This window comes from Bradyrhizobium sp. SZCCT0231 (genome assembly GCF_018130245.1).
GTDB classification, from domain to species: Bacteria; Pseudomonadota; Alphaproteobacteria; order Rhizobiales; family Xanthobacteraceae; genus Bradyrhizobium; species Bradyrhizobium japonicum_F.
The window spans coordinates 151,949-165,323 of sequence record NZ_JAFCKP010000002.1 but is presented as its reverse complement, the minus strand read 5'-3'; the positions used below and the strand labels follow the sequence as shown (position 1 = coordinate 165,323).

The window sequence follows — 13,375 nt, the reverse complement described above, 5'->3', positions numbered from 1 at the left end:
GAGCTACGGATGGCATTTGCGCATCTTAACAAACTTTGCAGGATTCCCGACAAAGACTGACCAAGCATCCACGTCTTTAAAGACCACGGCGCGGGCGCCGATAACAGCGCCTTCTCCTACAGTAACGCCCGGACCAATAAACGTGTCGGCGGCTACCCACGCCTTTCTCTTCAGGAGGATGGGTTTGGTAATAAGCTGGAAGTTTGGATCATCTATATCGTGCGTGCCAGCGCAAAGGTGCGCCCTCTGCGAGACCACGACAAAGTCTTCCAACACAATCGGCGCCTGAGAGTAGCACAGCGCCCCCCAAGCAAGCACCGAGTGTTCACCCATTGTGAGATGAGGTGGGAACCAAATCTTGGCGGATCCATAAATACGAGCCGTTGACGCGATCTTTGCCCCGAAGAGACGAAGCAAGAAACGTCGCCACGGATTCAGTGGCGGGGGGGTCCACGACGCGAGTAGTAGCCAAGTGATGTTCCACAACGCCCGAATCAATCTATTCGACAGTGGAAAGCTCGGTTCGCCAACCACAGAATTGCTATGCTTTGCATCAAGAGGCTTCATCAGAAAGGATTTCCGTTAAAACAGAGGTCAAATCCTCAGCAGCACGCTTGACTTCAAATTGCTTCAAGAAACAATTGCGTGCCAATTGTCGCATTCTGGCTTTGTTTGCCGTGTCCAATCGTAGGAATTGCCGCAGACAACTCACCGTGCCTGCCTCTGTGTCCTCTGCGACAAGGCCACATCCTGATGCTTTGATCTCCCTCCAGATGTTAACCTTGTTGGAGATCAGCACCGGCAATTCGCATGCCAGCGCTTCAGCGACGGCAATTCCGAAATTTTCTTGATGAGAGGGTAGGACAAACGCCGTAGCGCCGCGAAAGGCCCCCCATTTTGCGTCACCAGTCAACATGCCCGGCCAGTGTATCCGATTGGAGATTCCAAGACGCCTTGCCTCCAACTCCAGCGCCTGGCGCCAGTTTACTTGGTCGGGCCCTGCAATAACGAGATCCAACTCCTTGAACTCGGATGCGATGGCACCAAAAGCCCGTATCAGGATGTCGCAACCCTTCTTCGGATGGATCCTCCCCAGGAAGAGCAGATATTCTCGATCCTTCAGTTCGGGCACAAGTTGCCGGAACGCTATATCACGCTTTTCGTCAAGCCTTGGTGCATCCGCCGTGCCAAATGCAACCACGCGCTCTCGATATCGGTGCCCGTGGAAACTTTGGCGGGCGAGTCTACGCTCCTCTTCGCAGGTAAACAGCACGTAGTCGGCGTCCCTCAAGACGCGACCTTCTGCCAAATGCCAGTAGATCTGCTTCACAAAATGCTTTGTTGGGCTTGCCTTCCTAAACCAAGGATCCAGCATGCCATGAGCAAAGACTACATAAGGTATTTGCTTGGCAAGCCCCAGCCAAGTACCTACCGACGAATAGTTCCAAAGCCCCTCTACAATGGCCACATCATACTGGCTCGCGTGCCGACGCAGCCACGGCACAAATGTCGTCGAGTACCGAACCCGAGAGCGCATCCCGCGCTGCCCAAGCGCGTGCACCTCGAATGGAAAGGAGGGTAGGTACTGCGCATCAGGTGGATCGAGAGAGGCGACCGTGATCTGATGCCCCTGATTCCGCATCTCTTCTGCGGTACGGAGCAGTGACTCTATCGGCCCGCCAAATCTTTGGTCAACTGAGCCTATTATCCTTAAAATCTTCATACGTACACTATCTAAGACTCGACGAAACTGGACCGGTCGATCGTCCCAATGAATACGATTGGAATTCGCGCAAGACATCAACTCTCTTTCTTTGCGGCGTCGACGCGCGAAGTGAGTTGTGTAGCATTATCGAGAGCGCGATGATGACGAACTTATCGACGGTTAGGAAACCTCCGTTCTGGATTGAAAGCGCCAGAACGTAGACCAACACTTCCGTGTTTCGAAAGCTGAAAAGAACTACTCCCACCAGTAAGAAACCAACAAAGCCGTAGTTGATGATCAGATTGAACAACCCATTGTGTGTCATTTCTGCCGCGGCGAGATCACCCGAGAAGGAATAGCCCATATCCTGGAACGGAGCCAACGGGATTCCCAGAGGATACTGCGGAAGTATCTTCGGGATTGCCTCCAGCGGACCGAAGATACGACCCATGATCGACGCGTCATAGTCGCCTCCAGTCAAGAGGCGATCTGAAATCGGATTGTCCGTCAACGTAACCGCTAGCAGGATACCAAATAGCGAAACGACGCAGCCGTAGAATATCGCCGGCGAACGCAGCGCCCCTCTCATACAGATCGAAAGATAGAGAAATATGAAGAGTATACCTGACAGCGATCTGGAAATGCCGACGATGACAACAAGAAGCGCTGCAAGCAGCTGGACCGAGCGCCTTTTCTTCAAGAGAGGACTGATAGCGAAGATGAGCGATAAGCAGATTCCACCCAGATAGGAGGGCTCAGCGAAGGTCCCGCTGGGGCGAAGATTCGAGTAGAGTAGAGCAAGTTCTCCAGGCAGAGTATTTGTGTTTTGGGAGAAAAGCTCCATCGGAATTCCGAAGTAGGCATGCGATCGAAGATACACTGTCTGAACGATCACCATCAACAACGTGCCGAGACCGAATAGCCAGATGGCGAACAGAACTCGCGATAATATTCGCGAGTTGAAAATAGGCAGCGACCACGGCGCAGACCCAGTCACAAGAAAGAAAGCGACCGCCTCTCGCACAGTTCTGAGCACGTCTTGACCTGATGCGCCGCCATATGATGCCGTGGCGAGGATCATCAGCAAGCAAGCAATTGAACGAAACACAAGGTTTTGCTGCCACAGTGTTCGAAAATTGGACGCCCCCGCTATAAAGAGAATCAGCGCCGCCCCGGCCGTCGAGACAGAGGCATAGTAAGAGTAGCCCAACTGAATGAAGGGTAGGACGAATAGAAACGTTGATGGTAGCAGCACGCTCATCGCAGCCGGAGTATCTTAAGGTACCTGACTGCAAAATTAAGTGGCCAGAGAGGGCCACCAAATTCATAACAAAACCTATACCATTCCCGCCAAGGAATGCCCTTCGCGTTTGTAGTAATGAAACGCCAATTGCTCAAAGTCAGTGAGCCGATAGAGGCCTCGAACTTTTGGTTTGGCTCCTGTTGGGCAACCGGCTGCTTTAGCTCTATGATTCCATATCCTAATCGCCTCGCACGCAGGCCGTAATCTATGTCCCCGAAGGCGTGACGATAATTTTCGGAATTGATACCAACCTCCTTCGCAGCGATGGCTGGAATGAGGACACAGTTTCCGTTCATCGTGTGGCATTCGGTTTCCTGTTCGGTCAAGAACCGAAAATTGAGTCGCGATACAATCCTCGACCTGACGAGTCCCCCGTAAGATACGGCTCGAGTATGAGGGTCGATTGTTCGCCCCACTACTATCGTCCGGGGATTGGATGCGTGTCGATACTCCTTCAACAGGTCCGCGATCGCTGAAGGTCGGAGAGTGGTGTCGTCGTTCAGCCAAAGAAAGAAATCGGGGCTGAGCGCAAGTGCAGTTTGCCAAGCCAGTCGCATACCGCCGTTCCAGAAAAGCGATCCCGATCCCTTTACCAATATGGCCTCGGGGTGCTCGTTGCGAACTGCCTCCGACGTACCGTCGGTTCCGTCATCGACAAGCACCAGCTGAGACTTGAATGAATTATTGATCGCCGCCGGAAGCGCGCGTAGGGCTTCTAGCGTGACGTCCTTGCGGTTGAAGCAGGTCACTAGAACGACGAGCTTAGGGAGATGTGTGCTGACCATTTTAATTTCTTTGGAGCTTAGTGTTCGAAGCTATCTGTATCCTTTTGATAGCCAGGGAGAAAGTAAAGCTTAATCGGAGAGAGGTGAACGGCCGCGGCCAACGCAACCCAGGGAACAAGAGATGCAGAAAGGACCATCAAGGCTTCCGCAAAAGGTCCAAACGAGTTTCCGGATGCAAATCGACTCACAGCTAGCGCTGTCACTCCGACCATCAACGCAATGAGGATGCCTGGAAAGCAGGCTCGAGCATAATCTTTGAAGCAGAAAATGCCATCGCGCTGAGTTATCCAAACCATGATCGGAACCGCTATCAGCAGAGTCGCGAATGAAAATCCAGCAGCTGCGGCTGTGGGGCTAAAGAATGAGCCGATCACGGCCCCCCCGCCTCGCAGGCCAACATCAGCGAAGCCCCACCACTGGAGCTCCTTTACTCTTCCTTGGCTCATCATGAACTGACCAAATGGTCCCATCAGTCCGAGTGCAGCGAGCGAAGGAGAGAGCCACGCAAGTATCTGCCCCGCCGCCGTCCATTGATTGCCCAGCACTAGCGTTGTCGCTGCTACTGCTATAAAGGGCAGCAGAACCGCTAACGGAACAAATAAAGTGCTGGTAAGGACAAGAAGGTCGCCATAGATTTTTCGGGTATGATCAACATCTCCTCGGACTCGGCAGAGGAGCGGAAATTGTACCTGAAGGTATGGATTTAGAACAAACGAGACAGGCATACCGTACAGAGCTTGGGCGCGATTGAAGGCCCCCATCGCAGTTGACCCTGACTGATATCCCACGGCAACTGACCCGATGTTGTTAGTAATAAAGTTCAAAATGGCGTAGGCACTAACCCTGAAGCCAAAGAGCAGATACTGGAAGCCCAGCCTGCTGGTGGTATCGATCTTCGGCACCCAACGTCCAAACAGAATGGCGATAGCTGAGGTAGCGATAGCCTGCAGAGCGGCTCCAATAACGACGGACAGCGCGCTCCGCGTAAAGTAGGCAAGTAGCACGGACACAATCGCCCCTACTGCTAACCCACCGATCTCAGCGAAAAAGACGCCCTTCAAATTGAAGTCCCGTCTCAGGATAGCGGCGTGTATCGTACCGATTCCCGATGCAAGCAATCCGAACGAAGTAAGATACAAAAGAGGCTTCAGATCATCTTCACGATAGAATTGGCTGACAAGCGGAGCAGCGAGCAGCACCAAGGTCGATGCTAAAACTGAAAGGCCGGCGTTGTACCAAAAGAGAGCGTTTCTATCGGCCAGCGGAAGATCTTTGGACTGTATAGCCGCCGAGGAAAGGCCAGAATCACGCAGCGATGTAAGCAGTCCGGTGAATGTGGTTACCATCGCAACCAAGCCGAAATCATGCGGCGTAAGTAGCCGCGCCATCACAGCCAATGAACCGAATGAAATGATGAACGATGCAGCTCTATTGGCATAAGCGTAAGTAGCTGCACCTACCAGGATACGCCTGTCCAGGAGCGCACTCGTCCGACGCCGGTCACGTTGCGACAACAAGCTCATCTCTGCTGGATAGAATAGCGAAAGAACTTCATTGCGCGCATTGTCCCCAAAATAGTGTCGGTTCGCTTGTAGGGTTGCACCGTTAGCTCGTTGCATGCCTGAGAATTGAAATAACAGACCTTAGCCTTGATGATCCGCGGACACTTGTTTCTGATGCTAACTATATGATCTAGCATTTGCCGATCACTGACGTGGGGAACGGCAGCCGCTTCAATGTCAAGGCACGGGTGGCCAAGAGCATCGCGAACAATGGGGTCAGCGGATTGCTCGGCGGGTCCCTGAAGCGTAAGTCCCGACCGGTTCGGAAGGCTGGTCTGCCCTAAGACCGTTGATGCTGAGGGCAAAGTAGCAAGAACTGCAATAGCACATCCGCGAAGCCTGAAGAAAGTGCTTGCCATTATCGAAACCACCTTTCGTCTGAGGCAACGCCGGGTACGCTGACATTGACGCTGGCCCGAGCCAACACCTTGGCGAAAGCGTCACGCGCGGCAATATCTACCCCCCCGAGGCTCACTAACAGCCGCTCCCTCTGATCCCAGCCAACCCCCTTCATATTCGCTGCAGCCTCTTCAACGAAGCCGCTGTCGACGATGTTCGAGAATTCCAAAACAACATTCGCTTGCGTCAGCTGTTCGAGTGCCGGAAAAACCGCAAGCGCCATCTTGTTGCGGCGAAGCGCGATCCAGCCTTCTCGCGGACCGGTCGCATAGGACTGATCGAGATACCTGAGGCTCTTAGCTTGAAATCCACTACGCGACATCTCTAAAGAATAGGCCATCAACCAAAGGAAAGAATTGTTCGGACTAAAGGAAAGCGCGGTCCTAACCTTGACCTCAGCCGAGACTGTCTCGCGGTCAGACTCCTCCGAATTCTTCCGCCGCAAACCCTCTTCAGCTACGCGTAACGCAATAAGCGCATCTGCTTGCGAGAAATCCGGCTGCAGGACAGCCCCGCGCGGCGCAGCGTTCATGCGCACTTGCCAATCGGGAAGTACGCCGGGCTTGAAACGTTCGTCTGCGCTGATCCGCGCGGCCACGTCACGGGCCGGCGCCGTCAACCGGAATGAGGGCCAAGCGATCGACGTCCAGACGAGGCAGACAAATCCGAGCAGCAGCAGCAAGGCACGCACGTATATCCACCATCTTGGCTGATGCCTGCTCAACATAGCCTTTACTCGACGTACCCGTAGCGGGCATAGTATTTCTGGTAGTAGTAGCGGCCATGGTAAGATTCATAGCGCGCCAGCGCCCTCGTGTCGGCCTTGTTGAGGACCACGCCGAGCAGCTTATTCTGAATCTCCGGCGCGCTGCGCAGATTGTGTTTGACAACGTCTATGTTCGTTGCGCCCCACTCGACCACGAACACATAAGAATCCACGAAGGTCGACGTGACGCGCACGTCGACCACGGGGGCCATCGGCGGCATGTCGAGCACAATATAGTCGTATCGCCCACGCAGCAAACTGATCACGGCATGCATTGCCTTGGACGCAAGGATCTCGTTGGTGTGCAAGAGTTTCGAAGTAGCTCCGGCGCACAGCACTGCGAGTCCGGTCTGCGGATCGACGCTGATGGCATCCTGAAGCTGCACTTTCTGGGCGACGACGTCGATCAGCCCCACAGTCGCATCCGGCCGTAGCACGCGGGACAGAGAGGGGTTGCGCAGGTCGCAATCTACCAGGAGCACCTTGGCCCCCGAATGCGCCATCAGCTGCGCGAGGTTAATCGAGAGCGTGCTCTTGCCCTCGTTCGGTAGCGTCGAAGTCACTGCGAGCACCCGGTTCTCGCGCACGACAGAATTGAGATCGACCGCCACTTTCAGCGACCGCACCGCCTCTGAAAAGCGCGACAGGGGATTGTCCACGACATAGCGCAAGAGATTCGGCTCGGAAGGGGCCTTCTTGCGGCCAAGCTTGCCCGAGAGAGCTGTAGCGGACGCCTGAGTGATAAGCGCGGGCAGGATCGCGACACAATTAGCGCCTAACTGCTGCTCCACCTGGCCGGTGGTACGGAACACCTTATCGTTGAGCTCGCGCGCCATCGCCGCGCCGAAAGCGAGCATCAGACCGCCCAGCAGGCTGATGGCAAGGACAATCAGCGTCTTCGGATAGCTCTTAACTAGCGGCGTAGTCGCCGCGCTGATCACGCGCGCCTCGGTGATTGGGAACGACTGCTGCTGCACGCTCTCCATGTAACGCTGCAGGAAATTGTCGTACATCGCCTGGTAGGACTGCGCGCTGCTCTCAAGCTCGCGGAGCTGCACCTGCGCCTGATTGGTGAGTTGCGATTCCGAGACGACGTTGCTGAGGCTAGACTTGATACTCTCCTCGCGCGTCATCGCGATGTCGTAGTCGCTCTTATAGGATTCCTGGATCCGCTTCAGCTCGTCTGTAATGTTCTTCTTGATCTCCGCCATCTGCCTGCGCAAATTGACAGCGGCCAGATGGTCGGCGCCGTATTTGGCTGCCCAGATTGATTCCTTGGAGGCCATATCAACGTATTGCGCGCGCAGCTTGACGATGGTGTCGTTCTTCAGTGCGTCGGTGACGTTAGCGTCCGGAATCTCCTGCTTGAGGATGTCGTTCATGCGATCGAGGCGTGCCTTGGCCTCGGCCGTGGCAGCATGCGCCATGATCAGCTGGCTGTTCACCTCGGCAAGCTGTTGCTCGTTCATCAGCCGACCGCCGGTGTCGACGATGTTGTTGGCGGTCTTGAAATCTACCACCGCCTTCTGCGCGGCGGATGCCTGTGTCCGCAGCTCCTTGATGCGGTCCTGCAGCCAGACGCTGGCGCGGCGGGTGGCTTGGTACTTCGCCTCGAGTTGGTCGACGATGTACGTGTCGGCGATCGCGTTGGCGATGCGCGCCGCCTTGACGGGGTCGCGCGAGGTGTAGCCGATCTCCATCACATAAGTGAGGCCGAGACGCTTGATCGTGCGGTTTTTCTCGAAGCGCTCCAGCGCTTTGCGCGTCAGCTCGAACTCGGACGACGCATGCCCATCGGAAAAAAGGCTAGCAACGGTGCCGATCACGGAGCCGAGCAGACCGCCGCTCCCGCCGGTAAATTCGGGATCATCGATCAGGTGCTGATCGCGGATCACGGCGAGGCTAATGTTCTCGGACTTCAGGATCTCAACCTGGGTCTCCACCGTCGCCGAATCTATGGCGACATCGCCAAGCATCGATTGCTGCTGGAACAGCTGCACCTTGCGGGTGTCGATGACCATCGAGGCGGTTGAGGTGAACTGGGGCGCGGCCGTGAAGAGATAGAGCAGCGCCAGGATCACGCAGGCCGAGACGATCGCGACCATGGTCGGGAACTGGCGCCTCACAATGTCGAGATAGGAGGTCAGCGTCTGCGACTGGGAGCCGTCGGCCTCGGCGAAATCACGATTGATTTCTGAGGTCGGCTTGTTCACCTGCAACATCTAGCAATTCCTGAAATGGATCGATGTGTCGTTTAAGGATTGACGTTGCGTCCGGAGCAAACCGGATGCCAAAGCCCGCGCTGCGCGCAACACTAACACAACCCTGCCTGCAATTGAACGCGGCCGATGCAGCGCGCAACGCAGCTTGCGCGATTCTTGCTTGAAGCTTAACGGCGCAAAAGCAAAGCGGCGCCCGCTGGCGCCGCTGCCGTGAGATCTCATCGGCCGGCCGCTTGGCCGGCTCCGCTCAGCGCGGACTGACGCTGTTCGTGCTGCCAACAACGCCGCCGTTGCCGGTATTGGGTGCGTTATTGCCCGTCGTGTTGTTGCCAAACACGACGACACCGCCGCCACCACCGCCGGTGGGGAAGCCGTTGCCGGTCGGGCCGCCTGCGCCGGTGCCGCCGCCGCCCGCGCCACCGCCGGTCGCGGCGATCGCGACGTCGCCGGTCGCGGCCTGGTAGGCAGCGATCACGTCGGGGTTGCCGGTGCCGGCGATCGCGGATTGAATTTCATTGGCGTAGGCCTGGTCCTGCTGCGCGGCCATGCGGGCGACTTGGGCAAGGCCGGCGACGATCGCACGCATTTGGTCGGTGGTGGTCGCGGAATCCTTCAGAAGCGCGATCAGGCCCGGGAGCGTGGTCGGATCGGAGGCGCCGAGGTCGCGCACGCGCGAGATCAGCTGCGGCCCGCCGGTCGGATACTGCTGCAGCAGACTATTCGGCGAAGCCTTGAAGTCGGAAATGACGGTGACCGGCAGCTGGCGCTGCGGCGGGTAAATGGCGGCGCTGGCGGCCGAATTGATCGTCGCGGCGAGGGCCGCGGCCGCAGCCATGCGAAGCGCAATCTTGATAACGCTCATAAATCGACCTCCGAAAAATCAGCTGTCCCGATTGCTTCCTCGGCCCGGGCAAATGGCTGTGCTAGTTGCAGGAACCTAGCCGAAGAGAAAAGGGCTGTCCATTTATTCTAAAGACTTCGTAAACGGCGCAACTGCTTCAAATCTAGACACTTTTATGAAGCTCGGGCAGCGCGTGCGGGGCAGCGCCTGCGGTTGAAATGCGGCGCTCGCCTCGCCCCCTGGTGGCGCCCGCCTCCGCAGTCGGGCGGCCCTCCTGGGTGCGGAAGGATTGCGCCAGGCCCGCGCCGAAAAGCACAAAGAACGGAATGCTGTAGCCGGGCACCTGGAGCGTGAAGTCGAGGCACGAATGCAAGAGCGACAGCGTCGCGGTCGCCACCGCGGCCAGCGGGATGATGGCATCGCGCCGCCGTCCGAACACGCCCCTTGCCAGCACGAGCAGCATGACGGCCCAGCCGAGCGCCACCAGCAGCGCCATGGGAATGCCTACCTCGGAGGCAAGCTCCAGCGGCGTCGAATGCGCCGCATCCCAGACGCCGCGAATCGAGATGTTGGGGCTGCGATACGGCGGGAAGGCCCATTGGAAGGTGCCCATGCCGGTGCCGAACCAGGGATTGTCGGCGATGATCCGAAGCGTCGATTTCCAGGCTTCGATGCGGCCCTCGTCGACCAGGCCCTGGCTGTCGAAGCGGCTGGAGACGCGGCCGCCGAGCAGCTGCAAGAGGCCGAGCGCGACGGCAAGCCCGGAGCCGAGCGAGATCCAGATGCCGGTGCGCGGCGGCAGATCCTTCCGGAGGAAGAGTGTGAACGCGACGATCATCGCGAGCAGCGACAGGCCGACGCCGGCGCGCGAGGTCGTCATGAACATCGCCATCAGGCAGATCAAGAGGCAGCCTAGCTGCGGCAGGATTTGTTTCGGCGGGATCGCGCGCAGGTCGAGCGACAGACGCCGCCATTCGATATGCCGCTCCGGCAGGCGGCGGCGGACGTCCTCCAGGATCAGCAGCATCCAGATCACCGCGCAGGAGCCGAAATAGGCCGCTGCCGTATTGCGGTTGATGAAGGTGCCGGTGACGCTGCCGAGATAGGCCGTCTTGTCCCGCCACAGGATCATGGTCGGCTCGATCAGGAATGAGAGCACGCCGTAGAGCGCGTAGGCCGCGCCCGAGATCGCGATCACCCACAGCAAGCGGCGCGCGCGCGTCCGATCGGCGCCGATGGTGATGCCGAGCACGATGGCGAGGATGTTGGCGAGCGGCGCGCCGAGCGCGAAGAACGCCTCGTTCTTGACGATCGACGCGGACGGGGCGATCGGCACGCCGAGCAGATCCGAGGCCTGCTTCCAGATCGGCTGGAATGGCGCGACCCACGGATGGTCGGAGAGCTGCTCATGCAGCACGAAGGCGTAAGCAGCGACGATCACGGCGATGCCGGCGAGCAGCCACAGATGCGGCGCCCGCAAATCGCGCGTCGGCGCGAAGATCACCGCGATGCCGAGACACAGGCACCAGAACGCGATCGACAGATCATTGGTCGAGCCGAACGGAAACGGCGCGCCCGCCGCCACGAAGAACAGGATGAAGGTCGCGGGCAGGCTCCACGACCAGCGAATCCTGGACCAGATCATGTTGGGAGGCCAAAGGCGCATCGTCGTTCTGCGGCGAGCTTTGTTCGGGCGAGGTTTGCTTGAGCTTAGAGGAAGCAATCGATCGGATAGATCTTCAGATCCACGTTGAGGCGGCTGTTCCGGGTCTGCGCCCGGAACGCATAGAATAGTCCAAAGCCATCACTCCCCTGATCGAGTTTTATTCCGGGGGTTAATTCATCGGGCGGCACCAGGAGGCCGATGTGCCGGTTGAAGGCGGAGATCTCGATCCGCCCCTCCCCTTCGGCAAAATGCCCCTCAAGCCGGGTCACGGTGACCTTCGGCAGGCCGCGGCGCTGATGGCAGACATCCTCCTCCCAGAGCCTGGTCTGTTGCACCAGGGGTTTGCCCGGGCCATCGGGCACGACGATATCCGGGAAAGACGGGCGCAGCATCCCGAAGAACTTGCTCTCCTTGGAGTTCGCCGAGAGGCGGACGGTGAAGGACAGCTCGCCCTTGGCTCCCTTGAGGCGCGACAAGATCGGAGCATCGGGCTCGGCAAAAACCATCACATCGATGCGGTGGCGGACGCCCAGCTCTGCGGCAGCGCCGAGAGCCGTCCCGGCCGGTGCGAGCCCGAAGGCGAGAGGGACGAGAGCCAAAAGGCGGCAAGATGTTCGAAAGCGCATGAAGCCCCTTGCAATGCTGCGGGGTGACCGATGGCCGGCGCGCCGTGCCGAGTGGCGCCCGATCGAGATCCCGAGCTCGTCGCCGCAGCAGAACCGCTTCGATTGCTAAACGAAAATGGCACCGGGACAAAGCCCCGGTGCCATCGTCTTTGGTCGGTCAAGTCGGCGTCTTACGGCGCCAGCTTGACATTGTTGCGGAAGATCAGCGCGTCGTTGGCGAGGTTCACGGCATCGCTGCCGGTCGCCATGATCACACGCAGGTAGGTGAGGAACTTGGTAACTTCGACATTGCGCGAGTTCGAGACATAGATGATATCGCCGTTCTTCATCATGACCTTGGTGGCGAGGAAGAAGCCGCCGGGATCGCGGAAGTTCACGTTGAAGATGACCGGGACCGTCTCTGACGTGTACTTGCTCACGTCGACGCCGAGCTGGGCTGCGACCTCGCGCGGCTCGCGGCGATAGAGATACACGGCAGCCGGATCGGCCTGGCCATCCAAGAGGCCGCCAGCCTTGCCGACGGCTTCGCCGAGGTTGATGCGCCAGGCATCGAAGTTGAACTCGCCGCTCTGGCCGCTGGCGCCGAACGCCAGGAACTTCTGCTGCTCGCGATAGACGTAGATGCTGTCGTCGGGACGCACATAGACGTTGTTCTCGGGGGTCATCACGAGATTTTCGAACGGCACGGTCGCCCGCTTGCCCGCGCGCTCAAGCATGACCCAGGTCTCGAAGCCCTGGCCCTTGATGCCGCCGGCGCGGGTAATCGCATCGAGCACGCGATCCTTGGCACCCGCCGCGCTCGCCGGATAACGCGCCGGCGAGTTGACTTCGCCGAGCACGCTGATGAGCTGGGTCCGCTGCGAGGACATCGCAACGACCGCCTGCGGCTCGATGGCGCGGTTACCGATCTTGTCGACGATCGCGCGCTGAATTTGGACCGCCGTCAGACCCGCCGCCTTGATCTGGCCGGCATAGGGCACGGTGATGAAGCCGTCATTGTCGACCGACTGATCCGGGATGGTCACATAGTTACCCGGACGGACGCCGGCTTCCGCCGGGATGAACAGACCGCCTGCCGCGGCTTCGAAGATGGTGACGCTGACGACGTCGCCGATGCCGAACACGATGCTGGCGGGCGGACGGCGGTCGGTGAACATGCCGGCGAGCCCCTTGGGCTCATGGGTGTGCAGGATCTTCACGGTGGCCGGATTGAGCGGCACCAGCTCATAGGCCGGCGCGTTTTCAGTCTGGATCTTGTTGTTGACGTCGTCCGTCAGCGGTCCCGAGCCGGGATTGGTCGAACAGGCTCCGAGCGCCAAAGCGATCGCCAGCAACGCAAGCTTCAACACATAGGTCTTGGCAATAGATGACATGAATCGCGCCCGAGGGTCCCCAATTGACGTAAATTGGTACGGCCTAGGGGTGGGTGCGACAAGTGTTGCCGGTGGTTAACGGAGCGATCCGTTGGCCACTGTTGCGTGCAGGCCACTGTTTGGGGCC

General features: G+C 58.4%; 11 protein-coding genes. All 11 read right to left on the bottom strand.

Annotated features, from left to right (window positions below):
* Positions 1–3 precede the first annotated feature (3 nt).
* The 11 genes from JQ566_RS34825 to JQ566_RS08120 all read right to left on the bottom strand — a co-directional run bounded on the left by JQ566_RS34825 (position 4) and on the right by JQ566_RS08120 (position 13,248).
* Positions 4–567: an LbetaH domain-containing protein gene (locus JQ566_RS34825; protein ID WP_212371748.1), complete on the bottom strand. Its 564-nt coding sequence runs from the start codon at positions 565–567 to the stop codon at positions 4–6.
* Positions 554–1,723, bottom strand: a complete 1,170-nt coding sequence (locus JQ566_RS08165) for a glycosyltransferase (protein WP_212371747.1) — start codon at positions 1,721–1,723, stop codon at positions 554–556. Before JQ566_RS08165 ends, JQ566_RS34825 begins: the two co-directional genes overlap by 14 nt.
* Positions 1,724–1,730: 7 nt before the next feature.
* Positions 1,731–2,966, bottom strand: a complete 1,236-nt coding sequence (locus JQ566_RS08160) for a hypothetical protein (protein WP_212371746.1) — start codon at positions 2,964–2,966, stop codon at positions 1,731–1,733.
* The gene (locus tag JQ566_RS35025; RefSeq protein WP_212371745.1) at positions 2,963–3,793 is read right to left on the bottom strand and encodes a glycosyltransferase family 2 protein; all 831 of its coding nucleotides are present in this window, start codon (positions 3,791–3,793) and stop codon (positions 2,963–2,965) included. Before JQ566_RS35025 ends, JQ566_RS08160 begins: the two co-directional genes overlap by 4 nt.
* 17 nt (positions 3,794–3,810) lie before the next feature.
* Positions 3,811–5,310 (bottom strand): lipopolysaccharide biosynthesis protein, encoded by a 1,500-nt coding sequence (locus tag JQ566_RS08150; protein WP_212371744.1) that lies wholly within the window; start codon positions 5,308–5,310, stop codon positions 3,811–3,813.
* 403 nt (positions 5,311–5,713) lie between these two features.
* Positions 5,714–6,436, bottom strand: coding sequence for a hypothetical protein (locus JQ566_RS08145; protein WP_212371743.1), 723 nt, complete (start codon positions 6,434–6,436; stop codon positions 5,714–5,716).
* A 50-nt stretch (positions 6,437–6,486) separates the two neighbouring features.
* A complete protein-coding gene (locus JQ566_RS08140) occupies positions 6,487–8,742 on the bottom strand; it encodes a polysaccharide biosynthesis tyrosine autokinase (RefSeq protein WP_212371742.1) in 2,256 nt (751 codons plus the stop codon).
* Positions 8,743–8,989: 247 nt separating this feature from the next.
* The gene (locus JQ566_RS08135) at positions 8,990–9,604 is read right to left on the bottom strand and encodes a hypothetical protein (RefSeq protein ID WP_212371741.1); all 615 of its coding nucleotides are present in this window, start codon (positions 9,602–9,604) and stop codon (positions 8,990–8,992) included.
* 142 nt (positions 9,605–9,746) lie between these two features.
* Positions 9,747–11,228, bottom strand: coding sequence for an O-antigen ligase family protein (locus tag JQ566_RS08130; RefSeq protein ID WP_212371740.1), 1,482 nt, complete (start codon positions 11,226–11,228; stop codon positions 9,747–9,749).
* Between the two features lie 65 nt (positions 11,229–11,293).
* Complete coding sequence (locus JQ566_RS08125) at positions 11,294–11,848, bottom strand: hypothetical protein (RefSeq protein ID WP_212371739.1); 555 nt, start codon at positions 11,846–11,848, stop codon at positions 11,294–11,296.
* A 197-nt stretch (positions 11,849–12,045) separates the two neighbouring features.
* A complete protein-coding gene (locus tag JQ566_RS08120) occupies positions 12,046–13,248 on the bottom strand; it encodes a polysaccharide biosynthesis/export family protein (RefSeq protein ID WP_212371738.1) in 1,203 nt (400 codons plus the stop codon).
* Between the last annotated feature and the right edge of the window lie 127 nt (positions 13,249–13,375).

What these genes read in the sequence shown, in the direction of transcription:
- JQ566_RS08130 (WP_212371740.1), bottom strand. Translation starts at nt 11,228, where the DNA reads ATGATCTGGTCCAGGATTCGCTGGTCGTGGAGCCTGCCCGCGACCTTC.
- JQ566_RS34825 (WP_212371748.1), bottom strand. Translation starts at nt 567, where the DNA reads ATGAAGCCTCTTGATGCAAAGCATAGCAATTCTGTGGTTGGCGAACCG.
- JQ566_RS08140 (WP_212371742.1), bottom strand. Translation starts at nt 8,742, where the DNA reads ATGTTGCAGGTGAACAAGCCGACCTCAGAAATCAATCGTGATTTCGCC.
- JQ566_RS35025 (WP_212371745.1), bottom strand. Translation starts at nt 3,793, where the DNA reads ATGGTCAGCACACATCTCCCTAAGCTCGTCGTTCTAGTGACCTGCTTC.
- JQ566_RS08160 (WP_212371746.1), bottom strand. Translation starts at nt 2,966, where the DNA reads ATGAGCGTGCTGCTACCATCAACGTTTCTATTCGTCCTACCCTTCATT.
- JQ566_RS08165 (WP_212371747.1), bottom strand. Translation starts at nt 1,723, where the DNA reads ATGAAGATTTTAAGGATAATAGGCTCAGTTGACCAAAGATTTGGCGGG.
- JQ566_RS08135 (WP_212371741.1), bottom strand. Translation starts at nt 9,604, where the DNA reads ATGAGCGTTATCAAGATTGCGCTTCGCATGGCTGCGGCCGCGGCCCTC.
- JQ566_RS08120 (WP_212371738.1), bottom strand. Translation starts at nt 13,248, where the DNA reads ATGTCATCTATTGCCAAGACCTATGTGTTGAAGCTTGCGTTGCTGGCG.